The 24,831-nt window shown below is 72.4% G+C and carries 19 protein-coding genes; 12 read left to right on the top strand and 7 right to left on the bottom strand.

The features are described 5' to 3' along the window. Positions 1-4: 4 nt before the first annotated feature. From OG570_RS02180 to OG570_RS02170, 3 genes are read left to right on the top strand one after another with little or no spacing between them, the layout of a single operon-like run. Entirely contained in the window at positions 5-1,165 is a 1,161-nt protein-coding gene (locus OG570_RS02180) for an exonuclease SbcCD subunit D (protein ID WP_326955390.1), read from the top strand. Position 1,166: 1 nt separating this feature from the next. Continuing rightward, positions 1,167-4,568, top strand: a complete 3,402-nt coding sequence (locus OG570_RS02175; RefSeq protein WP_326955389.1) for an SMC family ATPase — start codon at positions 1,167-1,169, stop codon at positions 4,566-4,568. Then, positions 4,565-5,545: a hypothetical protein gene (locus OG570_RS02170; RefSeq protein WP_326955388.1), complete on the top strand. Its 981-nt coding sequence runs from the start codon at positions 4,565-4,567 to the stop codon at positions 5,543-5,545. Before OG570_RS02175 ends, OG570_RS02170 begins: the two co-directional genes overlap by 4 nt. Positions 5,546-5,604: 59 nt before the next feature. Here the strand turns inward: OG570_RS02170 and OG570_RS02165 are convergent, their stop codons facing one another. Next, positions 5,605-6,102 (bottom strand): hypothetical protein, encoded by a 498-nt coding sequence (locus OG570_RS02165; protein ID WP_326955387.1) that lies wholly within the window; start codon positions 6,100-6,102, stop codon positions 5,605-5,607. A 164-nt stretch (positions 6,103-6,266) separates the two neighbouring features. Here OG570_RS02165 and OG570_RS02160 point away from each other — a divergent pair, with 164 nt between their 5' ends. Continuing rightward, complete coding sequence (locus OG570_RS02160; RefSeq protein WP_326955386.1) at positions 6,267-8,318, top strand: glycoside hydrolase family 3 C-terminal domain-containing protein; 2,052 nt, start codon at positions 6,267-6,269, stop codon at positions 8,316-8,318. 206 nt (positions 8,319-8,524) lie between these two features. Beyond that, on the top strand, positions 8,525-9,523 hold the full coding sequence (locus OG570_RS02155; protein ID WP_326955385.1) for an IS481 family transposase: 999 nt from the start codon (positions 8,525-8,527) through the stop codon (positions 9,521-9,523). Here the strand turns inward: OG570_RS02155 and OG570_RS02150 are convergent. After that, entirely contained in the window at positions 9,520-10,095 is a 576-nt protein-coding gene (locus OG570_RS02150; RefSeq protein WP_326955384.1) for a hypothetical protein, read from the bottom strand. The two genes, OG570_RS02155 and OG570_RS02150, sit on opposite strands and share 4 nt — an antisense overlap. A 61-nt stretch (positions 10,096-10,156) precedes the next feature. Then, complete coding sequence (locus OG570_RS02145; protein ID WP_326955383.1) at positions 10,157-10,426, bottom strand: hypothetical protein; 270 nt, start codon at positions 10,424-10,426, stop codon at positions 10,157-10,159. A 120-nt stretch (positions 10,427-10,546) separates the two neighbouring features. Here OG570_RS02145 and OG570_RS02140 point away from each other — a divergent pair, with 120 nt between their 5' ends. Beyond that, a complete protein-coding gene (locus OG570_RS02140) occupies positions 10,547-10,897 on the top strand; it encodes a hypothetical protein (protein WP_326955382.1) in 351 nt (116 codons plus the stop codon). Between the two features lie 54 nt (positions 10,898-10,951). Here the strand turns inward: OG570_RS02140 and OG570_RS02135 are convergent, their stop codons facing one another. Next, positions 10,952-11,653, bottom strand: a complete 702-nt coding sequence (locus OG570_RS02135; RefSeq protein ID WP_163046815.1) for an IclR family transcriptional regulator — start codon at positions 11,651-11,653, stop codon at positions 10,952-10,954. Between the two features lie 146 nt (positions 11,654-11,799). On the opposite strand from OG570_RS02135, the gene leuC reads away from it, so the two are divergent. From leuC to OG570_RS02115, 4 genes are all read left to right on the top strand, one after another. Continuing rightward, on the top strand, positions 11,800-13,233 hold the full coding sequence (gene leuC, locus OG570_RS02130) for a 3-isopropylmalate dehydratase large subunit (protein ID WP_326946975.1): 1,434 nt from the start codon (positions 11,800-11,802) through the stop codon (positions 13,231-13,233). A gap of 32 nt (positions 13,234-13,265) precedes the next feature. Next, entirely contained in the window at positions 13,266-13,868 is a 603-nt protein-coding gene (gene leuD / locus OG570_RS02125) for a 3-isopropylmalate dehydratase small subunit (RefSeq protein WP_247062055.1), read from the top strand. A 250-nt stretch (positions 13,869-14,118) separates the two neighbouring features. After that, positions 14,119-14,844 carry an HU family DNA-binding protein gene (locus OG570_RS02120; RefSeq protein ID WP_326955381.1) on the top strand — a complete coding sequence of 242 codons (726 nt, stop codon included), beginning with the start codon at positions 14,119-14,121 and terminating at the stop codon, positions 14,842-14,844. Positions 14,845-15,227: 383 nt separating this feature from the next. Next, positions 15,228-17,966, top strand: coding sequence for an AfsR/SARP family transcriptional regulator (locus tag OG570_RS02115; RefSeq protein WP_326955380.1), 2,739 nt, complete (start codon positions 15,228-15,230; stop codon positions 17,964-17,966). A 111-nt stretch (positions 17,967-18,077) separates the two neighbouring features. On the opposite strand, the gene OG570_RS02110 is transcribed toward OG570_RS02115, so the two are convergent. Genes OG570_RS02110 through cofC form a run of 3 tightly spaced genes read right to left on the bottom strand, consistent with a single transcriptional unit; the run spans position 18,078 to position 22,088 of the window. Then, positions 18,078-19,031, bottom strand: coding sequence for an NUDIX hydrolase (locus OG570_RS02110; protein ID WP_326955379.1), 954 nt, complete (start codon positions 19,029-19,031; stop codon positions 18,078-18,080). Further along, entirely contained in the window at positions 19,028-21,400 is a 2,373-nt protein-coding gene (locus OG570_RS02105; RefSeq protein WP_326955378.1) for an RNA degradosome polyphosphate kinase, read from the bottom strand. The genes OG570_RS02110 and OG570_RS02105 overlap by 4 nt, the downstream gene beginning before the upstream one ends. A gap of 55 nt (positions 21,401-21,455) precedes the next feature. Continuing rightward, complete coding sequence (gene cofC / locus OG570_RS02100; protein WP_326955377.1) at positions 21,456-22,088, bottom strand: 2-phospho-L-lactate guanylyltransferase; 633 nt, start codon at positions 22,086-22,088, stop codon at positions 21,456-21,458. Positions 22,089-23,008: 920 nt separating this feature from the next. Between cofC and OG570_RS02095 the strand changes: the two genes are divergently transcribed. Next, the gene (locus OG570_RS02095) at positions 23,009-23,713 is read left to right on the top strand and encodes a lysophospholipid acyltransferase family protein (RefSeq protein WP_326955376.1); all 705 of its coding nucleotides are present in this window, start codon (positions 23,009-23,011) and stop codon (positions 23,711-23,713) included. Then, entirely contained in the window at positions 23,713-24,729 is a 1,017-nt protein-coding gene (locus OG570_RS02090) for an NAD(P)H-dependent glycerol-3-phosphate dehydrogenase (protein WP_326955375.1), read from the top strand. Before OG570_RS02095 ends, OG570_RS02090 begins: the two co-directional genes overlap by 1 nt. Positions 24,730-24,831 lie beyond the last annotated feature (102 nt).

The following is a 24,831-nucleotide window of genomic DNA, read 5'->3' as shown; positions in this document are numbered from 1 at the left end:
CCGCGTGAAGTTCCTGCACACCTCCGACTGGCACGTCGGCAAGACGATCAAGGGCCGCAACCGCCTGGACGAGCAGCGCGCCGTGCTCGGCGAGATCGTCCGGATCGCGCGGAAGGAGGCCTTCGACGCGATCCTGATCGCGGGTGACCTCTACGAGACGTCGGCGCCGTCGGCCGCCGCGCAGGAACTCGTGGTGCAGGCCCTGATGGCGCTGCGCGAAACCGGTGCCGAGGTACTGGCGATCGCCGGGAACCACGACCACGCCGCGACGTTCGAGGCGTACCGGCCGCTGCTGCGGGCCGCGGGCATCCAGCTCTCCGGCGACCCGCGCCCGGTCGCCGACGGCGGTGTCGTGTCGTTCGACGCGCGTTCGACCGGCGAGCGCGTCAACGTCGCCGTGCTGCCCTTCCTTTCCCAGCGCTACGCGGTGCGCGCCGCCGAGCTGCTCGCCGGCACCCCGGCGGACAACGTCGGCCAGTACGACCAGCGCGTGCGCGACATCCTGGAGCACCTCAAGTCCGGCTTCACCGACGGCGCCGTCAACCTCGTCATGGCGCACCTGACCGTGACCGGCGGCGCGATGGGCGGCGGGGAACGCGCGGCCCAGTCCATCTTCGAGTACCACGTGCCGGCGACGGCGTTCGGCGCCGACCCGCACTACGTCGCACTCGGGCACCTGCACCGGCGCCAGTCGCTGCCCGCGGCCTGCCCGGTGCACTACAGCGGCGCGCCGATGCCCGTCGATTTCGGCGAACAGGACAACACGAGCGTCGTGCTGTCGGTGGAGGTGACGCCGAGCACGCCGGCGAAGATCACCGAAATCCCGCTGACGTCGGGGCGGAAGCTGCGCACCGTCCACGGCACGGTGGCCGAACTCGTCGGCCGCGCGGCGGAGTTCGGCGAGGACTACCTCCGCGTCTACGTCCGGGAAGCAACCCGGGCCGGGCTGCGCGAGGAGATCCAGGAAGCCCTGCCCAACGCACTGGAGATCCGCATCGACCCGGAGTTCGCGGCGCCGATCACGGCGTCGGGCGGCGAACGCGCGGTGGCGGACCGGTCACCGGGCGAGCTGTTCGCGGCGTACTGCGACGAGCGGACGGTGGCGGACAAGAGGGTGCAGGCGCTCTTCGCGCGGCTGCACGACGACGAGACGAGCGGGGTGTGACATGCGACCGGTACTGCTGGAGATGACCGGCTTCGCGTCGTTCCGCGAGAAGACCGAAGTCAGCTTCGAGGACACGGACTACTTCGCGCTCGTGGGGCCGACCGGCGCCGGCAAGAGCACGGTCATCGACGCGCTCACCTTCGCCCTCTACGGTTCGGTCGCGCGCTGGGACCACGAAGGCCTGGTGGCGCCCGCGCTGGCCCCGACGGCGAACCGCGCGACCGTGCGGCTGGTCTTCGACGCGGGCGGCACGCGCTACCACGTGGTGCGCGAAGTCCGCCGCAGCGGCGGCAAGAAACCCACGGTCAGCGTGAAGAACGTCCGCCTGGAACGGCTCGCCGACAACGCCGCGCTCGGCGGCGCGGACGACGAAGCCGACGCCGTCGCCGCGGACTCCGAGGTGACGCCGGCGATCGAACGTCTGCTCGGGTTGACGTTCAAGCACTTCTGCACCTGCGTCGCGCTGCCGCAGGGCGATTTCGCGGAGTTCCTGCACGCCAAGGCCGCCGACCGGCAGAAGATCCTCATCAAGCTGCTGGGCTTGGAGGTCTACGAGCGGATCGGCCGCCGCGCCAACGTGACCGCCGAGCAGCAGGCTCACCGCGCGAAGGTCCTCGAAGAGCAGCTCGGCAGTTACGCCGACGCGACCGAGGAAGCCGTCGAGGCCCTGGCCGCGCGCATGACCGCGCTGGCCGAACTGGACGCGCGGGTCGAAACGGCGTTGCCGGGGTTGACCGACGCGACCCGCGCGCACGACGAAGCCCGGCAGCTCGTCACCACCCTCACCCGGGACCTCGCGATCCTCGACGCGCTGGAACGCCCCGGCGGCGTCGAAGACCTCGAAGCCCGGCGCCGGACCGCGGCGGAGGCGGCCACGGCCGCGCGGAGCACCCTCGACTCGGCCGAGATGGCGGACGAAGCGGCCCGCGCCGCGCTGACCGCCGCGCCCGACCGGGGCGAGCTGGAGCGGATCCGCGCCGCCCGCACGGAACTCGTCGCCGCCGAGGAGGCCCTCCCCGGCCTGGCCGAAGGCGCGAAGACGGCGTCGCAGGCCAAAGACACCGCCGCGACGGCGGTGGCCGACGCGGTGGCGATCGTCGACGCGGCCCGCAAGACCCACGACACCACCGCACGGGCCGCCGAGAACGCCGCCGCCGACGCCGCGCGCGTCCGCGGCGAGCGGGACCGGCTGGCCGGGCTGCGGCCGCCGGCGGATCTCGGTGACCTGTCGGCGGAGTCCGCGCGCGTCGCGAAGCGCGTGACGGCCGCGGCATCCCGGCTGACCGCGGCCGAGACCGCCGACGCCGCAGCGCGCGCCGCGCTGGCCGCCCAGCCGGACGGCGCCGCGCTCACCGCGGCCCGCACCGACGCCCGCACCCTCTACACGGTGGCCGAGACCCAGCGCAAAGCCCTGCCGGAGCACGCGGCCCGCCGCGCGGAACTCGACGCGGCGCGGACGGCTTTCACCGCGTCCGACGCCGAACTCGCCGCCGCCCGGACCGCGGTGACCGACGCCGAACGCGCCGGGCAGGCGCTGGTCCTGCGGGCCGGGCTCGCCGTCGGGCACCCGTGCCCGGTGTGCGAGCAGGAAGTCTCGGCCGTGCCGGCGCACGACGGCCACGCCCACCTCGCCGAGGCCCGCGAGCGCCTGGACCAGGCGGAGCAGCGGCGCGCGGCGGCCGAAACCGCCGTCCGCAAGCTGGAACGGGCCGTGGACCGCGACGCCGACCAGTCCGCTTCGGCGGCCGCGCAGGCGGAAGAGCTGCGCGTGGCCCTCGTCGACGTCGAAGGCCCGCCGGAGTCGGCGCTGCTGCTGCGCCCGGTCGAAGCCGGTTCTTCCGAGCAGGACTTCGCCGATCTCATCGCCGCCGTGCGCGAGCGGGGGGAGTGGCTGTCCGCGACGCTCGACGCCCGCGCCCGCGTCATCGAGGCCGCCCGCGCCGCCGACGCCGAACTGGCGGCGGCCCGCGCCGAGCGCACGGCGGCCCAGCGCGACGCCGAAGTCGTCGAGAAGTCGGCCGTGGCGGCCCGGGAAGCCCTGCGGGCGGCCCGGGATCCGCTGGTGGAGCTGGGTGCGCCGGGGATCGACGCCGACGACGTCGCGGCGGGCTGGCAGCGGCTCACGGCGTGGGCGGCATCGGCGCTCGAGGCACGGCGCACCGCGTTGGGGGCGCTCGAAGCGGCCGCGGAAGCCGCGGGCAAGGAAGCCGTCGTCGCGGCGGACGACCTCGCGTCGGCCGAGCGGAGCGCCGAAACCCGCCGCACGCAGGCGAACGACGCGGGCCTGGCCGAGCAGTCGGCGCGCACCCGGCTGGACACCACCACGCGCCGCCGTGACGAACTGGTCGTGACGCTCGCCGAAGCGCCGTCCGCCGACGTCGTCACCGCGCAGCTGGCGCAGGTCGCGTCGCTCGAACAAGCCGCGCGTGCCGCCGACGCGGAGCTGCGCACAGCGCGTGCCGCGGCGAAGCGGGCCATCGACGGCCAGGCACGCGTGAGCAAAGAAGTCGAGGCCGAGCGGCAGAAGCTGTCCCGGGCGCGCGATCCCCTCGTCGGCTTCGGCGCGCCGCCGATCGACGGCGAAAGCCTGCTGGACGCCTGGACGTCGCTGACGGACTGGGCGGCCGGGCAGGCGACCGAACGCCGTGCGCGGCTGGCCGCCGCCGAGACCTCCGAGGGATCCGCCACGGAAGCGTTGCGCGGGGCCGAACAGCAGGTCGCCGACGACGTCACCGCGCTCGGGATCACCCTGCCGGTGGGGCCGGTGCGCGACCGGGTGCCGGTGGCGCTGGCCACCGCGCGCGCCCGCGCCGAGGCCGACCACACCGAGCTGCGGCGGCGCGTGGCCCACGTCGAAGGCCTGCGCGGCGACATCGCGGGCGCGGAGTCGGAGTCGCAGGTCGCGAAGCTGCTCGCGGATCTCCTGCGCTCGGACAAGTTCCCGCGCTGGCTGATCGCCGGGGCGCTCGACACGCTGGTCGCCGAGGCGTCCGCGTCGCTGCTGGAACTGTCCGGCGGCCAGTTCGAGCTGACCCACGACAAGGGCGACTTCCTGGTGGTGGACCACAACGAGGCCGACGCCCGCCGCCCGGTGAAGACGCTGTCGGGCGGGGAGACCTTCCAGGCGTCGCTGGCGCTGGCCCTCGCGCTGTCGTCCCAGCTGGGCGCCATGGCCGTGGCCGGCGCGACCAAGCTGGAGTCGATCTTCCTCGACGAGGGCTTCGGAACGCTCGACGAGGCGACCCTCGACGTCGTAGCGTCCACATTGGAGAACCTGTCGGCCTCCGGCACGCGGATGGTCGGCGTGATCACGCACGTGCCGGCGCTGGCCGAGCGCGTGCCGGTCCGGTTCCTGGTCACCCGCGACGGCAGCGGCTCGCACATCACCAGGGAGGGCGCATGACCGCGGTGGCGGGGATGAGCTTCAACATCGACGCCTGGGACCCAGGGTACGGCAGCTCGATGGAGGCCGAGGAGCTCGCTCGGTCGCAGGCCGAGGTCGAGCTCGACGTCGAGGTCCCGGCGGCCGAGTGGGCGCCGATCGACCCGTCGCCAGTGCCGTCGCCGCCGGACGCGGTGCTGTTCGTGGACGGCGTCCGCCGCATCGACGCCCGCGTCTGGATCGACGACCCGGACGGCGCGAACTCCGCGTCCATCGGGATCTGCGCGTCCTACGCGGCCGGCGTCGTGTGCTGCTGCGCGGGCCGGGCCCACGTCATCGGCGCCAACGTCCGGCGCGGGCTGTTCACCGTGGCCCCGGAGGCCGCCGGCATCGAGACGACGGCCGGGCGGTACGAGGCCTTCCGCGCGACGGCCAAGGACGACAAGCCCCTCGCCGTGGTGCTGTCGTCGGCGCTGCAGAGCGAACTGGCCGACGTCGAGCTGGAGACGGCCGAACAGGCGCGCCGGGCGATCGCCGGGCACGTCGCCCACGACCTGCTCGTCGTCGACGGCCCGCTGAGCGGCCGCACGCACCTGCCCCGGGCCGTCGGGTTCATCAAGAGCCACCAGACGACGTACCTGCCGGGCGAGCTCAACGCGATGGTCGGCGAGCTCACCCCGCACCAGCGCACGCCGGTGTTCCTGATGGGCACGACGTGGGTCCGGCACTCGTGGTACCTGCGCCTGCCCTCGGACGGCGGCCCGCCGTGGTCGGGGGTGGTGCGCGTCGAGGCGGCCTCGCACCTCGCGCGCGAAGAGGTGACGGACCTGGCGAACGTCACGCAGTCGGTGCTGGGGCGCTTCGCGTCGGTCCCGTACAAGGACTCGCGGGCGCCGCAGAACCTGTACCCGATCGCCGGGCTGGAGCGCGACCTGCGGCACCGGCTCGGCGACCAGCAGTTCGTCTACCGCGCGCTGCGGCTGGCCGCTTCACGCTGAGCCGGGCCCCGGGACGGCCGACTGGGGATGCGGCCGGCCCGGGGGTCCTATGTGGAGGGTCAGCTCAGCGACCCGTCCCCGGTCTGCGGTGCGCCGGCCGGCTTGACCGCGACCTGCGGTTTCACCGGCTTGGCGGGCTTGGCCGACGTCGACGTTGGCGGCTTGGGCTTCGTGGTGGTCGGCTTCGGCTTGGTCGTGGTGGTCGGCGGCGGGGTGCCCAGGATGGTGAACGACCCGGTGGCGACCCGGCCGTCCGAGCACGTGAACGTCGCCGTGTACTTCCCCGGGATCTTGATCGCCGTGGTGTGGCCGCCGGCCCGGCCCCAGTTGCCGCCTTCCGTGAACTGCAGCGGTGCGGCGAACCCCTTCGACGTGACCGCCGTGCGCGGGCTGCAGCCGTTGCCGATCGCCGCGTGGGTCTCCGCGTCGATCCGCCCGCCGGGCTCGACCTGCTGGGTGATTCCCCAGCTGACCTCATCCGCCGCGCTCGCCGGGGCCGCCACGGTCAGTGTCGCCGCGCCCGCCACCATTACGCCGATCAGTGTTTTCTCGAGCATCCTGCGTCCTCCCTCGTTCCTCGCCTCCTCCACGCGTGAGCCGCGAAAACGGTTGAGTCCCGGGAATGTTCATGTACGTGAACGACCATCGAGTCTATGTTTTGTTGCCACGTATGCGTTACCTTCTCCCCGGCTTGGTCCCGTTCAGTGGCGAGGGAGACTCGATGCGTTACGGCCGCCTGGTTCTTTCCGCGCTACTGGGGATTTCGCTGACGGTCCCGCTGACCGGGATGGCGGCGGCGCAACCGTGGCGCGACGCGCGTCAGCCGCCCGACCGCCGCGCCGCGGAACTGGTCGCGGCGATGACGCTGGACGAGAAGATCTCCCAGCTGCACCTGCAGCCCGACGCCGAGCACCAGCGGTTCGTGCCGCCGATCCCGCGCCTCGGCGTGCCCGGGTTCCGGATCGCCAACGGCCCGGCCGGCATGGGCCCGGCCGACGACAAGCCGCAGAAACCGGCGACCGCGCTGCCCGCCACGATGGCGCTGGCCTCGACGTTCGACACCGACGCCGCGCGCCGCTACGGCCGGCTGATCGGCAGTGAGACCCGCGCGCTCGCGCACAACGTGTCCGAGGCGCCCGACATCAACATCGCGCGCGTCCCGCGCAACGGCCGGACGTTCGAGGGGATGGGGGAGGACCCGGTGCTCGCCGGGGCGCTGGCCGCCGCCGACATCCGCGGCATCCAGGAGAACGGCACCATCGCCGAGGTCAAGCACTACGCGGCGAACAACCAGGAGACGCAGCGGCAGAGCATCGACGAGCACATCGACGAACGCACGCTCAACGAGATCTACCTGCCCCATTTCGAACAGGCGGTGACCGAAGGCCGGGCCGGGTCGGTGATGTGCGCCTACCCGAAGATCAACGGCGTCTTCACGTGCGAGAACCCCGCGCTGCTGCAGGGAAAGCTGCGTGACGACTGGGGCTTCAAGGGGTTCGTGCAGTCCGACTGGGGCGCCGCGCACAGCACCGTCGGCTCGGCGAACGCGGGCATGAACCTCGAGATGATCGACGGCACCTGGTACGGCGACAAGCTGAAGCAGGCCGTGCTCGCCGGGCAGGTCACCGAGCAGCGCGTCGACGAACTGCTGCTGCCGCGGTTCCGGACGATGTTCGCCTTCGGCCAGTTCGACCACCCGCCGGTGCTCACGCCGCTGCCGACCGCCGAGCACGACGCGGCCGCGAAGCAGTTCGCCGAGCGCGGCATGGTGCTGCTGCGCAACGAACACGCGCAGTTGCCGCTCGACTCCGCCGCGGTGCGGTCGATCGCGTTGATCGGCCCGTTCGCGACCCAGGCGAAGACCGGCGGTGGCGGCAGCTCCGCCGTCATCCCGACGTCCACAGTGGACCCGGTGACGGGCCTCCGGCAGCGGGTTCCGGGCGCCGCGGTGACGCTCGACGACGGCAGCGACCCCGCGCGGGCGGGGTCGCTGGCCGGGGCGTCCGACGTCGCGATCGTGATGGTCGGCGACAACGAACTGGAGGGCAAGGACCGCCCGAGCCTGGCCCTCGAAGGCAACCAGGACGCGCTCGTCGCGGCCGTCGCCGCGGCCAACCCGCACACGGTGGTCGTGGTGAAGAGCGGCGGCCCGGTGCTCATGCCGTGGGCGTCGTCGGTGCCCGCGATCCTGCAGGCCTGGTACCCGGGCCAGCAGGACGGCGCGGCGGTGGCGAGTGTGCTCTTCGGTGACAGCAACCCGTCGGCGAAGCTCCCGATCACGTTCCCGGCGGCGGACGCCGACACCCCGGCGAACACGCCCGAGCAGTTCCCGGGCGTCGACGGCGTGGCTTCGTACTCGGAGGGGCTGCAGGTCGGCTACCGCTGGTTCGACGCGCAGGGCAAGGCGCCGCTGTTCCCGTTCGGCTACGGCCTGTCGTACACGACGTTCGCCTTCTCGGGCCTGTCGGTGCGGAACACGGGCGACGGCGCGACGGCGACGTTCACGGTCCGCAACACCGGCCACCGCGCGGGTGCCGAGGTCGCGCAGCTGTACCTGGGCTTCCCGGCCGCCGCGGGCGAACCGCCTCGCCAGCTCAAGGGTTTCGAGCGGGTGCAGCTGGCGCCGGGGCAGGCCCGGCGCGTGACGATCAAGCTGGACGCCCGCGACTTCTCGATCTGGGACAAGGCGTGGCGCCCGGTCCACGGCGGCTTCACGATCCAGGTGGGCGACTCGTCCCGCTCCCTGCCGCTGCAGGCGTCCCTGCACCGCTGACCCGCGCAAGTCCGTGAATGCCACATCGAGGGACCTGGCGTCCGTGAATGTGGCATTCACGGACTTCGGGCCGACCCGCGCGGGCTAGGTGTTCTGTCCGGGGAGGTTGCGATCGGTGCGACACGTGATCGGATGATCTTGGCATAAGGGAGGGCCTCCGGGTTCGGTGTGGATTGCGACGTCTACACCGAGCAACGGAGGCCCTCGTGACCCACGCTAACGCACCCCTGACCCCGACCGGCAGACTGCGCCTGGCCCGCTGCGTCGTCGACGACCGATGGCCGCTGCGGCGAGCCGCAGAACGGTTTCAGGTGTCGGTCTCCACCGCCGCACGATGGGCCGCTCGCTACCGCAACCAGGGCGAGGCCGGGATGACCGACCGTTCCTCGCGGCCCAGGACCAGCCCGAACCGGACACCCACCCGGACCGAACGGCGAGTGATCAAGATCCGGGTGACCCGTCGGTGGGGCCCGGCCCGCATCGCCTACCTGCTCGGCCTGAACCCCTCGACGGTGCATCGGGTCCTGACCCGTTACCGGCTGGCGCGCCTGGTCCATCTCGATCGTGCCACCGGTCGGCCGGTCCGCCGTTACGAGCACGCCGCCCCCGGTGATCTGGTCCACGTCGACATCAAGAAGCTCGGCAACATCCCCGACGGCGGCGGCCACAAAGTCCACGGCCGCGCCGTCGGCGGGCGCAACAGCGCCGCCCACCGCGACCCCGCCCGGCCCCGCAAGGTCGGCGGCCGCGCGAACCTGGGCTACAGCTATCTGCACAACGCTGTGGATGATCACTCCCGGCTGGCCTACACCGAGATTTTGGCCGATGAGACCAAGGCGACCGCGGCCGCGTTCTGGACCCGGGCGCGGGCGTTCTTCGCCGGCTACGGCATCACCGTCGCCAGGGTGCTGACCGACAACGGATCCTGCTACCGCTCACTTCTCTGGCGCGACACGCTGCGCGACGCGCAGATCGTCCATAAGCGCACCCGGCCTTATCGGCCGCAGACCAACGGCAAGGTCGAGCGGTTCAACCGGACTCTGCTGGAGGAATGGGCCTACAGCCGGGCTTACCGCACCGAGACCGAACGGCGGGCGGCATTGCCGGGCTGGTTGCACACCTACAACCACCACCGAGGCCACACCTCACTGGCTGGTCAGCCGCCTGTCAGCCGCGTCCTCAACCTCACAGGGCAATACAGCTAGGCCTTGCAGCCGGGTGCGGCCGCGGCGGCGGCCATCAGCTGCGGTGACTCCGCCAGCGGGGCCACCGGGTCGTAGACGCCGTCGATGTCCTTCTGGGCCAGGTCGAGGGCGTCGCCCGCTGGGTCCTGGGACGCCTGGTCGCCCGGCTTCGCCCGGTCGAGCTCGGTCTTCGCCGAGGCCGCGCGGTCCCGGGACGTCGTGAACTTCGTGACGAACGCCGTCCGGACCTGCTCCGCCAGCGGCTCCGGGGCCGGCGGCAGCGCCGCCAGCTTGTCCACCACCTCGCCGGTCCGGTTCGCGATCCCGCCCAGCTGGGCGGAGAGCGCCTTCTGCGCCTCGGCGACCGTCGTCGGAGGGGCTCCGGGGGGCCCGGTCTCGGCGTTGTTGCGCACGCGGTAGCCGTTGATCGCGGAACAGAAGCCGTCCACCCAGCTCAGGACGGCCGGATCCGCGGTCGGCGCCACCGGGAACGGCGAGGTCACCGTCACGGTCGGGGCGGCCGGTTCCGCCCCGGGTCCGGTACAGGCGGTCAGGGCCAGGCCCACGCCCAGCATGCCCACGGCGATCCTCATGTTTCCCCCTCGCGGTGCTCCGTTGCCGCGTACACGCGCGAGGCGGCCGAACGGTTGCCTCTCAGGCGGCAAGTGCCGCGCCGAGCGCGAGCAGGCCGTCGTCGGTCAGCTCCGCGCGCGCCCACTGCCCGACGGCGACGGCCGGGCCGAGCGCCGGCCGGATCAGCCCGGCGCGGGCCAGGTCGTGCGCGGTCGCCTGGTCGCAGCACGGCAGGCCGTCGACGCGCAGGTCGGGTTCGCAGCTGCAGGTCAGCTCGGCCCGCCCGGCCCCGACGGCCCGCAGCATCGCGAGCGCCCGGCGGTTCAGCGTGGTGGACAGCGTGGTGGACATGGTGTGCCCCCTCCATGGTTCCGTCGGGAAGGAGACGTGACCGCGGTCACCGAATACGCCACCGCGGCCAGGTTCCCCCGAAAAGGTGCACGCCGGGCCGCCGCCTGGTGGGATGAACCCATGACGGACCAGATCGGCGACCCGGCGGTGCGCGCCTTCGTGGACGCGCTGAACGCGGGCGACCGCACGGCGTTCCAGGCCGCCTTGACCCCGGACGCGACGATGTCCGACGACGGCACCGAGCGCGACCTGGGCGACTGGACCGAGCGGGAGATCTTCTCCAGCGACGGCCACCTGACGGTCGAGAAGGCGCAGGACGACGGCCGCTCGTTCGTCGCGAGCTACTCGAACGCGACGTGGGCGCGATGCGCACCCGTTGGAGCTTCACAGTCCGCGACGGCAAGGTCGCCCGCTTCGAAACCGGCCAGGCCTGACCCCGAACGCCGTGAGGGGCACCTTCAGGGACGCTGAATCCCTGAAGGTGCCCCTCACGGCGTTTGTGTGACTCCTGAGGCGGAAGTGACGTCAGAGACGTTCCTGGAGCGCGTCGGCCGCCGCGAGGAGGTCCGCGGCCCAGCGGGCGCCCGGCTTGCGGCCGATGCGCTCGATCGGGCCGGACACCGAGACCGCCGCGACCACCGTGCCGGCCGAGTCGCGGACCGGCGCCGAGATGCTCGCCACTCCCGGCTCGCGCTCGGCCACGCTCTGGGCCCAGCCGCGGCGGCGGACTTCCAGCAGCGTGCGCTCGCCGAAGACCGCGTCCGCCAGGATCGTGCGCTGCGTGTGCGGATCCGCCCACGCCGCCAGCACCTTCGCGCCCGAGCCCGCCGTCATCGGCAGCCGGGAGCCGATCGGGACCGTGTCGCGCAGGCCCGACGGCGGTTCGGCCGTCGCGACGCACACGCGCTGGACGCCGTCACGCCGGTACAGCTGCACGCTTTCGCCGGTGACGTCCCGCAGTTTGGGCAGGACCACGCCCGCGGCGTCGAGCAGCGGGTCGGTCGAGCCGCCCGCGAGTTCGGCCAGTGCCGTGCCCGGGCGCCAGCGTCCGTCCGGTCCGCGACGCAGCAGGCGGTGCACCTCGAGACCGACCGCGAGCCGGTGCGCGGTCGCCCGCGGCAACCCGGTCCGCGTGCACAGTTCCGCCAGGCCGCAGGGGTCGTCGGCGACCGCCTGCAGAACGGCCACTGCTTTGTCCAGTACTCCGATACCGCTATGCTGTCCCACGACCCGATACTAGCGTCCCGCACTTTGGGAAGTCCAGCATCTGGGAAACCCGAACTCGAGCTGCGCCCTCCCTTCGCGGCTCGCACCAGTTCCGCAGGTGTGCGCCCGAGTTCCACCACCACAATGAACCGTGGAAGGAGCCGGAGATGACCAGCCCGACCGGCAAGGCCCGCACACTCGCGGAGAAGGTGTGGGAAAGCCACCTCGTGCGCCGAGGCGAAGGCGCCGAACCGGACCTGCTCTACATCGACCTCCACCTGCTGCACGAAGTGACCAGCCCGCAGGCCTTCGACGGCCTCCGGCTGGCCGGGCGGCCGCTGCGCCGCCCCGACCTCACCATCGCGACCGAGGACCACAACGTCCCCACCGTGGACATCGAGCTCCCCATCGCCGATCCGGTCTCGCGCACGCAGGTCGACACCCTTCGCCGCAACTGCAAGGAGTTCGGTGTCCGGCTGCACCCGATGGGTGACGCCGAGCAGGGCATCGTGCACGTCATCGGCCCGCAGCTCGGCCTGACCCAGCCCGGCATGACCGTGGTCTGCGGCGACAGCCACACGTCCACGCACGGCGCGTTCGGCTCCATCGCCTTCGGCATCGGCACGTCCGAGGTCGAGCACGTCATGGCCACCCAGACGTTGCCGCTGCGGCCGTTCAAGACGATGGCCATCACGGTCGACGGCGAGCTGCGCCCCGGCGTCACGGCCAAGGACGTCATCCTCGCGGTGATCGCCAAGATCGGCACCGGCGGCGGTCAGGGTTACATCCTCGAATACCGCGGCAAGGCCATCGAAGCCCTGTCGATGGAAGCCCGGATGACCGTGTGCAACATGTCGATCGAGGCCGGCGCCCGCGCCGGGATGATCGGCCCGGACGAGACGACGTTCGAGTACCTCAAGGGCCGCCCGCACTCGCCGAAGGGCGCCGATTGGGACGCCGCGGTCGAAAACTGGCGGCAGCTGCGCACCGACGACGGCGCGGAGTTCGACGAAGAGGTGCACCTCGACGCGAGCGCGCTGACGCCGTTCGTGACCTGGGGCACCAACCCCGGCCAGGGCCTCCCGCTGGGTGCCGAGGTGCCCGACCCGGAGCAGATCCCGGACGAGAACGACCGCATCGCCGCTGAAAAAGCGCTGTCCTACATGGACTTGAAGCCCGGGACGCCGCTGCGCGAGATCTCGGTCGACACCGTCTTCCTCGGCTCCTGCACCAACGGCCGGATCGAGGACCTGCGGGCCGCGGCCGAGGTGCTGCGCGGGCGCAAGGTGGCGGACTCGGTCCGGATGCTGGTCGTCCCCGGCTCGATGCGGGTGCGCAAGGCCGCCGAGGAGGAGGGCCTCGACACGGTCTTCACCGAGGCGGGCGCCGAGTGGCGGCAGGCCGGCTGCTCGATGTGCCTCGGCATGAACCCGGACCAGCTGAAGCCGGGCGAGCGCAGCGCGTCGACGTCGAACCGCAACTTCGAGGGCCGGCAGGGCAAGGGCGGCCGGACGCACCTGGTCTCGCCGCTGGTCGCCGCCGCGACGGCCGTGCGCGGCACGCTGTCGTCGCCGGAAGACCTCGTCACCGCCACCCGCTGACCACTGCCGATCTCCCGAGAGGAGCTCCCACCATGGAACCGTTCACCCAGCACACCGGCGTCGGCGTCCCGCTGCGCCGGTCCAACGTGGACACCGACCAGATCATCCCGGCGGTCTACCTCAAGCGGGTCACCCGGACCGGCTTCGAGGACGGCCTGTTCGCCGCCTGGCGTGGCGACGAGCAGTTCATCCTCAACCAGGAGCCGTTCAACGCCGGCAGCGTGCTCGTCGCCGGACCGGACTTCGGCACCGGCTCCTCCCGCGAGCACGCCGTCTGGGCGCTGATGGACTACGGCTTCCGGGCCGTCATCTCCGCCCGGTTCGCCGACATCTTCCGCGGCAACTCCGGCAAGGGCGGCCTGGTGGCCGCCCAGTGCGAGCAGCACGACGTCGAACTGCTCTGGAAGCTGCTCGAGAACGAGCCCGGCACCGAGGTCACGGTGGACCTCGAGACCAAGACCGTGCGGGCCAAGGACTTCACCGCGCCGTTCCAGATCGACGAATACGTCCGCTGGCGGCTGCTCGAAGGACTCGACGACATCGCTCTCACGTTGCGCCATGCCGGTGAGATCGACGGCTTCGAGACGACCCGTCCGTCCTGGAAGCCGACGACCACGCCGATCGCCGCCGGCTAGCCCGGCCCCGGCCGGCCGCGGGGGCGGGATCCCTTGCCCCGCAACGGGAATCCCGCCCTCCGCGACTGGCTGCCGCACTGCTTCCAACGGCCCTCCGGCACCCCGTCAAGGGGCTCGTCCGCGAGGCGGAACCCGTCCCGGGGCAAGGGAAGGTTTCCGCGAGCCGTTGGAATTTGTGCTGCGTTGGTAATACCGTGTCGCTAGTCGGCCGAGGTGGCCGTGGACGGGTACTTCCTTCTTGGAGGACTGGATGGCCAACAAAGCCCAGCTGATCGAGGCGCTGTCGGAGCGTCTGGGCGACAAGAAGGTGGCTTCGCAGGCCGTTGACGGTCTGGTCGACATCATCATCCGGACGGTCAACAAGGGCGAGAAGGTGAACATCACCGGCTTCGGCGTCTTCGAGAAGCGCGCCCGCGCCGCTCGCACCGCGCGCAACCCGCGCACCGGTCAGGCCGTGAAGGTCAAGAAGACCAACGTGCCCGCCTTCCGCGCGGGGACGACCTTCAAGGACGTCATCTCCGGCGCGAAGAAGCTGGCCAAGGCCGCGCCGGTCCGGCGCGCCACGGCGGCGTCCACGACGACGCGCGCGTCCGTGGCCAAGGCGTCCGCGCCGGCCAAGGCCACCAGCACGCGGGCCACCACACCCCGCGCGGCCACGGCGAAGCCCGCCACGGCACGGGCGACGGCCACGCGGACCCGCGCCACCGCGGCGAAGCCGGCCACGACCCGCACAGCGGCGAAGCCCGCCGCGGCCAAGGCGACGGCCACCAAGGCCGCACCGGCGAAGACGACCACCACGAGGGCGAAGGCGGCCCCGAAGGCGACGGCGGCGAAGACCACCACCGCCCGCAAGCCCGCCGCCACCCGCACCACAGCAGCCAAGACGACCACCGCGGCGAAGACCACCACGGCGGCGAAGACGACCGCGGCGAAGGCACCGGCCAGGCGGACGTCGACCGCGGCCAAGAAGAGCTGACCCGCGGCAACCGAGTTTCCCAGGCAGGGCCCCGCGCAACCGAGCGCGGGGCCCTGCCTGGTTCGCACCCCGGTGCGCCAGAAGCAATCCCGCCCCGACCCTTCCGGTACGTGAGCCGACTCTGCGGAAACATGAGCCGTATTCGCGTGTGCCGTAAGAGTTACTCACGGCGAGGACGCCTTTCCTGAAAGGAACACGCGCACCGCCACTCGGGCTACTCTCGCGTCGCCGGGACCGGTTCCGATCAATTCCGCCAAGTCGCTTGAGCGCCCGGCCGAGTGATGCCACGCTGCGTTTCTCGGAACCCGCGTCGGGCGGGCCGGCCGAGCTAGGCGAACCTGGGGGCGACCACCATCGACATCCGGCTACTCGGTTCCTTCCAGGTGCTCGTCGACGGTTCAGCGGTCCTGCTCACCAGTTCCCGCCAGCGCGCGCTGCTCGCGACGCTCGCGCTGGCCGCGGGCCGCCTGGTCTCGATCGACACCCTCGCGCGCGGCGTCTGGGGCGAAGCGCCGCCCGCGCACATCCGGGGGAGCCTGCAGACGTACGTGATGCGCCTGCGCCGCCTGTGCGGCGAGGACACCGTCGTCACCGAGCCGGAGGGGTACCGGCTGGTCGTGGACCCGTCCCGGGTGGACGCCCTGCGCTTCCTGCGCACCCTGGACCAGGCCGCGGCCACCACCGAGCCCGCGCACCGCCGCACCCTGCTCACCACCGCCCTCGGCACCTGGGGCGGCAGCCCGCTCGAAGGCGTCGGATCACCCGCGCTGACGGCCGAATGGGGGCCGCTGCTGACCGAGCGGTACCTGTTCGCCGTCGAGCAGCGGATCGACCTCGACGGCGGGCTCGTCCCCGACGCGCGGCTGATCGCCGAGCTCACCGACCTCGTCTCGCAGCACCCGCTGCGGGAATCCTTGTGGGAACGGCTGGTGCGCGTGCTCGCCCGGTCCGGGCGACGCGCCGAGGCGCTGTCGCGCTACGCCGGACTGCGCGCGCTGCTGGCCGACGAGCTCGGCGTCGAACCGGGCGAAGACCTGCGCCGCCTGCACGCCGAGCTGCTCGCCGCCGACGCCGAACCCGCCGCCCGCACCGAAGTCCCGCGTCAGCTGCCCTTCGACGTCGCCGGCTTCACCGGCCGCGGCCCCGAACTCGCCGAGCTGGACCGCCTCCCGCCCGGCGGCGCGTCCGGCATCGTCGTCATCGAAGGCACCGCCGGCGTCGGCAAGACGTCGCTGGCCGTGCACTGGTCCCACCGCGTCCGGGACCGCTTCCCCGGTGGCCAGCTGTTCCTCGACCTGCGCGGGCACTCCGCGGGCACCCCCGTCACGCCGGAGACGGCGCTGGCCGGCTTCCTGCGCGCGCTCGGCGTCCCGCCCGAGACGTGGCCTTCCACAGTGGAGGAACGCTCCGGCCTGCTGCGCAGCCGGCTGGCGGGCAGCCGCACGCTGATGCTGCTCGACAACGCCCGCGACGCCGACCAGGTCCGCCCGCTGCTGCCCGGCACCGGCAACCTCGTCGTCGTGACCAGCCGCAACCAGCTGCGCGGCCTGGTCGCCCGCGACGGCGCCCGCCGCATCGCCCTGCGCTCCTTCGACGACCGCGACGCCGAGGCGCTGCTCGCCGGGAGCGTCGGGCCGCAGCGCATCGCGGCCGAACCCGACGCCGTCGCGGAGCTCGTGCAGCTCTGCGGCCGGCTGCCGCTGGCGCTGGCACTGGCGGGCGAACGCGCGTCGCGCTTCTCCGGCGTTTCGCTGGCCGGGATCGTCGAGGAGCTGCGCGACCAGAAGCTGCGGCTGGACACCCTGCGCGACCCGCAGGACGCCGGCACCGACCTGCGCGCGGCGTTCTCCTGGTCCTACAAGGCGTTGCGCCCGGCCGCCGCCCGGTTCTTCCGGCTGCTGGGCCTGCACCCGGGCCTGGCCTTCAGCCTCTCCTCGGCCGCCGCGCTCGCCGGCGCCGGCCTGCGCGAAGCGCGTGAGCTCGCCGACCAGCTCGCCGCCGCGCACCTGCTCAACCAGCCCAGCACCGACCGCTACCAGTTCCACGACCTGCTGCGCGTCTACGCCGGCGAGCTCGTCGAGACGGAAACGACCGCGCCGGAACGGGAGGCGGCGCTGCGGCGGCTGGTCGACTGGTACCTCGCCGGCGTCGCGGAGGCGAACAAGCTCGTCCGGCCCGACCTGCTCACCGACGACATCACGCTCGAACCCGTGCCGCTGCCGGCCGTCCGGTTCGCGCAGCACGAGGACACGATCGCCTGGTACACCGCCGAACGCCCGGCGCTGACCGCGCTCGTCGGCGTCGCCGCGCAGCACGGCTGGGTCGCCCACGCGTGGAAGCTCGCCTGGCTGCTGCGCGGGTTCTTCGCCGAACGCCACGACCGCGAGGACTGGATCGCGACGGCCGGCATCGCCGTCGCGGCCACCCGCGACGCCGGCGACAACACCGGACTCCAGTACAGCGCCAACAACCTCGGTTCGGCCTACCTGCGCACCCTCCAGCCCGACAAGGCCCTCGAAGCGCTGGAAGAAGCGCGGACGGCGTCCGAGACCGGCAACGGGACGGCGCTGACCGTCGCGATCCTGTCCAACCTGTCCGGGGCCTACTACGTCCGCGCGGAGTACGCGGAAGCCGAGCGCTACGCCCTCAAGGCCGTCGACCTCGCGCGCGACCGCGGCCAGCGCGCCTTCGTCCCGCACGCGCTGCTCAACGTCAGCGCGAGCCGCATCGGCCTGCACGACTACGACCACGCGGCCGAAGCCGCCCAGGCCGCGCACGAAGCCTTCGCGGATCTCGGCGACCGCTACCACGCGGCGCTGGCCCTCGGGAACGTCGCCGAAGCGCTCGAAGGCGCCGGCAGACACGACGAAGCGGAGAAGGCGGGGCTCGACGCGCTGGCCGAGCTGAAGGAGCTCAACGCCGACTACGGCACCATCGACGTCCAGATCACCTTGGGCCGGCTCAAGCTCTACACGGGCCGGCCGCGCGAGGCCGGCGGCCACTGGGCCGAGGCGCTGGCCGCCAGCCAGCGCCTCGGAGATCCCCGCGTTCCGGAGATCCAGGCACTGCTGGCCACGGTGCCACCAGAAGAGCCCCCGGCGAAGGACGCGCCGTACCCCTAGCCCGGCGCGGCCCAGCGGGGGACCGGAACCAGTACACCAACATCCACTGTCACGGCGCTGTCTTCGACGGCGTCGATCGGCGTCGTCCGGCGTCGATCGGCGTCGATCGGCTCAGTGCCGGCTGGGAGCCGGGGCGGGCAGCGCGCTCGGGTGGTAGTCCGCCGCCACCAGCACCGGGCCGGTTTCGGCCGTCGGCGGGCGGAACGACAGGACCCAGAACGAGCCCTTCTTGCTCGGCACCACACCGCCGCGCGCCGCGCTCAGCTCGACGCCGTCGCGGTCGGCCAGCGCGCTCACCAGGTCCGGGATCACGCCGCCCTGGCTGGCCACCACGGGCGTGCCGCCGTCACCGGCGATCGCCAGCAGCCGCGCGAGACCGAGCACCGGGTCCGGCCAGTAACCCTCTTCGGACAGCAGCGGTTCGTGCCGCACCTCGGCGCCGATGTCCTCGGCGATCCCGTGCACCGTCTGGACGCAGCGCAGCCGCGGCGCCGAGAGCACCCGGTCCGGGCCGGACAACGCCAGCACCCGGCGCAGTCCCGCCGCCTGCCGCAGTCCCGCTTCGGACAACGGGCGGAGGTCGTCGTCGCCGTTCCAGCCGTCGCGCTTGCCGGCTTTCGCGTGCCGCACCAGCAGCAGCGTCGTCAATCCGACCGGCAGCTCGCAGAACGCGCGCAGCACGCGGACGTCCTCGTGCCGCGTCAGCAGTTTCTCCGCGGCGGTCGGTGCCAGCCAGCGCAGCTCGTCGACCTCGTCGTTGTCCTCGAACGCGCCGGAGACGGCTTCCGCGCTGAAGTAGTCGACGGTCTTCGGCACCGTCCCGGACCCGTGCTTCGCGGGCACCGGGTAGGACGTCCGGGCCAGGTACCGGCCCAGGACCGCGCGGAACCCGGTCTCCTCCCGGACCTCCCGCACGGCGGCCTCGGCCGTCGTCTCGCCCGGGTCGAGCTTTCCCTTCGGCAGCGACCAGTCGTCGTACCGCGGGCGGTGGACCAGGGCGACCTCGGTCACCCTCCCGGCGAGGCGCCACAGCACCGCGCCGGCCGCCCGTACCTCTTCGGTCATCCGGCGGCCCCGTGCAGCTTGGCGAGCTCGAGCTGGTGGTCGCGCACCCGCGAACCGTCGGCCGGGAACGGCGACCACTCGCCGCTCGCGGTGAGCACCCAGCAGCGCGTCGCCGGGTCCAGCGCCGAGTCGAAGATGTCGTCGAGCTGGCGCGTCAGCTTCGGGTCCTTGACCCGCACCAGCGCCTCGATCCGCCGGTCCAGGTTGCGGTGCATCATGTCCGCGCTGCCGATCCAGTGCGTGCCGCCGGCGCGGAAGTTGAAGATCCGCGAGTGCTCCAGGAACCGGCCGAGGATCGACCGGACGTGGATGTTCTCGGACAGGCCTTCGACGCCGGGCTTCAGCGTGCAGATCCCGCGCACGACGATCTCGACCGGCACCCCGGCCTGCGACGCGTGGTAGAGCGCGTCGATGACCTGCTCGTCGACCAGCGAGTTGCACTTGATCCGGATGCCGGCCTGCTGCCCGGCCCTGGCCAGCTCGATCTCCTCGCCGATCGCGCGCACGATGCCGCGGCGGATGCCGTGCGGCGACGTCAGGATCGTCCGGTAGGTGTCCTGCCGGGAGTAGCCGGTGAGCACGTTGAACAGGTCGGTGACGTCGGCGCCGATGCTCGGGTCGGCGGTGAACAGGCCGATGTCCTCGTAGAGCCGCGCGGTCTTCGGGTTGTAGTTGCCGGTGCCGATGTGGCAGTAGCGGCGGATGGTCGAGCCCTCTTGGCGCACGATCATCGACACCTTGCAGTGCGTCTTCAGCCCGACCAGGCCGTAGACGACGTGCACGCCCGCGCGCTCCAGCGTCCGCGCCCAGGTGATGTTGGCCTGCTCGTCGAACCGGGCCTTGATCTCGACCAGTGCGACGACCTGCTTGCCCGCCTCCGCGGCGTCGATCAGGGCGTCGACGATCGGGGAGTCGCCCGAGGTCCGGTACAGCGTCTGCTTGATCGCGAGGACCTTCGAGTCGGCCGCGGCTTGCTCGATGAACCGCTGCACGCTCGTGGAGAACGAGTCGTACGGGTGGTGGACCAGGACGTCACCCTCGCGCAGCGTCGCGAAGACGCTCTTCGGCGTCTCGCGCTCGCCGAACGCCGGGTGCGTCGCCGGCACGAACGGCCGGTCCTTGAGCTCCTTGCGGTCCACCCCGGACAGCTGGTGCAGGCAGGTCAGGTCCAGCAGGCCGGGGACCTCGACGACGTCCGCCGGGTCGACGTCCAGCTCGCGCAGCAGCAGCTCGAGCATGTGCTCGCTCATGTCCAGCGCGACCTCGAGGCGCACCGGCGGGCCGAACCGGCGTTGCGCCAGCTCCCGTTCGAGGGCCTGGAGCAGGTCTTCGTCCCGGTCCTCGTCGACCTCGAAGTCGGCGTTGCGGGTGACGCGGAAGACGTGGTGCTCGGTGACGTCCATGCCGGTGAACAGCTCGCCGAGGTGCGCCGCGATCAGCTCTTCCAGCGGCAGGAAGGTGGCGGTGCGGCTGGTCCGCTCGTTTTCGACGCGCATCAGCCGCGGCACGTTGCTCGGCACCTTCACCCGGGCGAACCGCTCGGTGCCGCCCTCCGGGTCCCGGACCGTGACGGCGAGGTTGAGCGACAGGCCGGAGATGTAGGGGAACGGGTGCGCCGGGTCGACGGCCAGCGGCGTCAGCACCGGGAAGATCTGCTCGGAGAAGTAGCTGGACAGGCGCAGCTGGTCGGCGCCGGTGAGGTCGGTCCAGCCGACGATCCGGATGTCGTGCTCGGCCAGCCGCGGGCGCAGGTGCTTCTCGAACGCGCCGGTCTGCCGTTCGACCAGGTCCTGGTTGCGCTTGGAGATGTAGTCGAGCTGCTCGCGCGGGGTGAGCCCGTCCGCGCTGCGCACCAGCAGGCCGGTCTCGTCGCGGCGCTTCAGGCCGGCGACGCGGACCATGTAGAACTCGTCCAGGTTGGACGCGAAGATGGCGAGGAACTTCGTCCGTTCGAGCAGCGGCTGCGACTCGTCCTCGGCCAGCGCGAGCACCCGGGCGTTGAAGTCCTGCCACGACAGCTCGCGGTTGAAGTACCGGTCGTCCGGCAGCGTCTCGGCCGCGGTCGGCGAGGTGGTGGTGACGGCGGGCGGCGCCGACGGGACGGCCCGGAACTCCTCGGCCCCGCGCGCGTTGCCGTGCGCGGCGCTGCGGCGGCGCGGGGTCGACGCCGCGGGCGTGCTCTTGCGCACCCTGGCCTTGCCGGCGGTGGCACGGGCCGCGGTGTCGCGGGCGGTGGACTTCGACGGGACCTTCTTGGCCGCGGGGGTCTTCTTCGGTGCTTCCTTCGGCGTTTCCGAAGACCCGGTCGTCGTGTTCCGTCGCCTCCGCGGTGCGGGCGTGCTGCCGTCGTCTGTGCTCACGGAACCCATTCTTCACTAAGCCACGCGGATTTGCTCCGAGCGTGGTGAAGGTCAGATGAACAGCTCAGCCGGGTGCGGCGCATGGTTCCCCTAGCCGGGCGGTGGTGTGTTTTCCGACACCGAGGGTCCGTACGTGGGCGAGGTCTTCGGGCGTGTCGACGTCACTGCGCAGCGACGGCAGCCCGCCCCGGAGCGGGACGGCTCCGGAAGCCTCGTGCGCCCGCGCGGAGCCGGGCCCGAACCGCGGGTCGAGCGGCGCGCCGGGGGCGGCCAGCAGCAGCGTGGTGCCGGTGCCCTGCCGATCGGCGACGAAGGACCGCCGCCCCGCGGCCTCGACGAGCGCGGCCGACAGATCGCCGGCCCGCAGCGCGGGGAGGTCGGCTTGCAGCGCGCCGACCACGCCGCCCGGGTCGTCCCGCCGGAGCAGGTCGGCCCCGTGCCGGAAGGCTTGGTTGAGGCCTCTTCCGCCTCCTTCCCCGATGATCTCGATCCCGAGGTTCCGCAGCTCGGCGACGGCATCGGGATCGGCGGCGACGAGCAACACCCGCCGCACGTTCGCGGTGGCGACCACGGCGGCGAGCGTGTCGGCGGCGAGCGCCAGCACCAGCCCGGGATGGCGTTCGGTGTCTACGGCACCACGCAGCCGCGACTTGCCATCGCGAGGGTGTTTCATCGGCACGACCAGGTCCACGTCCACCCGTCCATCTTTACCCGAAACCCCGGCAGCCGGGGCACGAGCGGGGCGGTTGTCCACAGGTCCACCGTGATGTGGACAACTCCGGGCTCGGGGGTCCGTTCGGCGCGGGTTTCGTCCGGGCCGGTCGATACGCTTGAGACGGGGTGGCCCCCGGGGAGGGTGGGCTCTGTCTGGGGGCGGGAATGGCGGCGGATTTGGGCCTGTTGCTGGGGATTCGCGGTTCGTTCGGCCGCCGCAGGGCCGCGCTGAAGGTCTGCTGTCGGCGGCGAAAGGCGGCAGTTCTCCGGCATTCGCGCCGGGAGCGGGTGACTCGCACGAGTGGAACATCGGAAGCGAGTTGTTCACAGTGCGACGGCGAGTAAGGAGTCTTCGGCGACATCCCAGCGGCCCGCGGTGAGGCCCCGAGTTTCCGAACCCGGCCTGACGCTCGACCCGGCTGGGTGACCCTTCGCGCCGGTGAGCCGCCCGGCCCAGCATCTGACCTGCAGACTGCAGGCGCCGCCGACCTGCCTGCCCCGACCCGAGCTGCTGTTCCGGGTCTGCCGCGGCTGGTCGTGAGTGTTTAGGAGGGTTCTAACCCTCCTAAACACTCACGACCCCGAGCCCGCGCAGCCTCGTCAGGTGTGGACCAGCGTCGAGACCGCCGCCTGCTCCGGGGTCGGGGGTCGGGGGCCGCTCCGGTAAGCACCCCACCGCCCACCCCGGCAGACCCTGCCCAGCTGGCTGAGCCCACCTGGCCGAGCCCGCCCAGCTCAGCCCGGCCCGTCCAGCCCGCCCGGCCCACCCGGCCGGGCCTGGCCGGCTTGCGCTGGTCGGGGTGTTTCACCTGGGCTCGGGGGCCGTCGGCCACCCTCCCTGGACCGCTCTAAGGCCGGCGCGGCAGGATCAAGGGTGGACTTGAGCTGTGGAGGAGGAAGACTGTGGCCCGGCGTGAGAAGGGCGGCTTCTGGGTGGGGCTCGCCGCCGTACTGTTCTACCCGGTGACCGGGATCGGGCGGCGGGTGTACGCCGGGACCGAGAAGATCCCCCGGCAGGGGCCCGCGCTGCTGGTGATGAACCACATCTCGCACCTCGACCCCGTCGTCGACGCCGTGTTCGTGCACCGCCAGAAGCGCGTTCCCCGCTTCCTCGGCAAGGAGTCGCTGACCCGGACGCCGATCTTCGGGAAGATCTTCGTCGGGGCGGGGCAGATCCCCGTCTCGCGGGGCTCGGCCGCCGCGGGGGACAGTCTCAAGGCCGCGCACGACGCCCTTGCAGCAGGGAAGCTCGTCGTGATCTACCCCGAGGGCACCATCACCAAGGACCCGGCCGGCTGGCCGAAGGAGTCCTTCACCGGCGCCGCCCGGCTCGCGCTGCAGAACGACGTCCCCGTGATCCCGATCGCGCGCTGGGGCACCAGCCAGATCTTCAACGGCTACACCAAGAAGTTCACGCCGTTCCCGCGCAAGACCGTCACCCACTCGGTCGGCGACCCGCTCGACCTGTCCGCCTACCGCGGCGGCAACACGCGCAGCGCGGCGAAACTGCGAGAGGTCACGAAGGTGATGATGGACGACGTGACCCGGCTGCTCGGCGAGATCCGGCACGAGGAACCGCCGCCGGCGAAGCCGGGGGATACCGCCTGATGCGCGCCGACGTCCAGCGGGTCACCGTGCTCGGCGCCGGTTCGTGGGGCACCGCGTTCGCGAAGGTCCTCGGCGACGCCGGGCGCGACGTCACCATGTGGGCGCGCCGCGAGCAGGTCGCCGCGGACATCCGCGAGCGGCACGCCAACTCCGCGTACCTGCCGGACGTCGCGCTGCCGGTGAACATCACCGCGACCGCCGACCCGGCCGAGGCCCTCGACGGCGCCGAGGCCGTGGTGCTGGCCGTGCCCAGCCAGAGCCTGCGGGCCAACCTCTCGGAGTGGCGGCCCCTGCTGCCGGCCGACACGATCCTCGTCAGCCTGGCCAAGGGCGTCGAACTCGGCACGCTCAAGCGGATGAGCGAGGTGATCGCCGAGATCGTCGAAATCCCAGCCGGCGAGGTCGTCGTCGTCACCGGGCCGAACCTGGCCAAGGAGATCGCCGCGGGGCAGCCGTCCGCGTCGGTGCTCGCCTGCGCCGACCACGAGCGCGCGGTCGCGATCCAGCGCGCCAGCGCCAACTCCTACTTCCGGCCCTACACCAACACCGACGTCGTCGGCTGCGAGCTGGGCGGGGCGTGCAAGAACGTCATCGCGCTCAGCACCGGGATGGCCGCGGGCCTCGGCCTCGGCACCAACACGATGGCGACGCTCATCACCCGCGGCCTGGCCGAGATGGCCCGGCTCGGCGCGAAACTCGGCGCCGACCCGCTGACGTTCGCCGGGCTCGCCGGGGTCGGCGACCTGGTCGCGACGTGCTCGTCGCCGCTGTCGCGCAACCGGACGTTCGGCGAGCGCCTCGGCCGTGGCGACACGCTGGAGCAGGCCCAGGCCGCCGGCGGTGGGCAGGTCGCCGAGGGCGTCATGTCGTGCTCGTCGATCCGGGCACTCGCGCGGAGCCTCGGTGTCGACATGCCGATCACGGACGCGATGCACCGCGTCTGCCACGAGGGCGTCGACCCGCGCCAGGCCGGCGCGGAACTGCTGGGCCGCTCCCAAAAACACGAGTGGTCGTAAAGCGAAAAGCCGTGAAGGCCTCCTTACCGGCGCTAAAGGCCGGGAAGGAGGCTTGGAGTCATGGGGTCGTTGCAACACCACCTCGATGAAAGGGGTGGAGTT

The sequence above is a fragment of the Amycolatopsis sp. NBC_01286 genome (assembly GCF_035982555.1).
Classification (GTDB): domain Bacteria; phylum Actinomycetota; class Actinomycetes; order Mycobacteriales; family Pseudonocardiaceae; genus Amycolatopsis.
The sequence above is the reverse complement of the archived record's forward strand: the minus strand, read 5'-3'. Positions and strand labels throughout refer to the sequence as shown.

Bases quoted from the DNA above. Each gene is read 5' to 3' on its own strand.
- OG570_RS02175 (WP_326955389.1), top strand. From the start codon at position 1,167: ATGCGACCGGTACTGCTGGAGATGACCGGCTTCGCGTCGTTCCGCGAG.
- OG570_RS02170 (WP_326955388.1), top strand. From the start codon at position 4,565: ATGACCGCGGTGGCGGGGATGAGCTTCAACATCGACGCCTGGGACCCA.
- OG570_RS02165 (WP_326955387.1), bottom strand. From the start codon at position 6,102: ATGCTCGAGAAAACACTGATCGGCGTAATGGTGGCGGGCGCGGCGACA.
- OG570_RS02160 (WP_326955386.1), top strand. From the start codon at position 6,267: ATGCGTTACGGCCGCCTGGTTCTTTCCGCGCTACTGGGGATTTCGCTG.
- OG570_RS02150 (WP_326955384.1), bottom strand. From the start codon at position 10,095: ATGAGGATCGCCGTGGGCATGCTGGGCGTGGGCCTGGCCCTGACCGCC.
- OG570_RS02145 (WP_326955383.1), bottom strand. From the start codon at position 10,426: ATGTCCACCACGCTGTCCACCACGCTGAACCGCCGGGCGCTCGCGATG.
- OG570_RS02140 (WP_326955382.1), top strand. From the start codon at position 10,547: ATGACGGACCAGATCGGCGACCCGGCGGTGCGCGCCTTCGTGGACGCG.
- leuC (WP_326946975.1), top strand. From the start codon at position 11,800: ATGACCAGCCCGACCGGCAAGGCCCGCACACTCGCGGAGAAGGTGTGG.
- leuD (WP_247062055.1), top strand. From the start codon at position 13,266: ATGGAACCGTTCACCCAGCACACCGGCGTCGGCGTCCCGCTGCGCCGG.
- OG570_RS02120 (WP_326955381.1), top strand. From the start codon at position 14,119: ATGGCCAACAAAGCCCAGCTGATCGAGGCGCTGTCGGAGCGTCTGGGC.
- OG570_RS02110 (WP_326955379.1), bottom strand. From the start codon at position 19,031: ATGACCGAAGAGGTACGGGCGGCCGGCGCGGTGCTGTGGCGCCTCGCC.
- OG570_RS02105 (WP_326955378.1), bottom strand. From the start codon at position 21,400: ATGGGTTCCGTGAGCACAGACGACGGCAGCACGCCCGCACCGCGGAGG.
- OG570_RS02090 (WP_326955375.1), top strand. From the start codon at position 23,713: ATGCGCGCCGACGTCCAGCGGGTCACCGTGCTCGGCGCCGGTTCGTGG.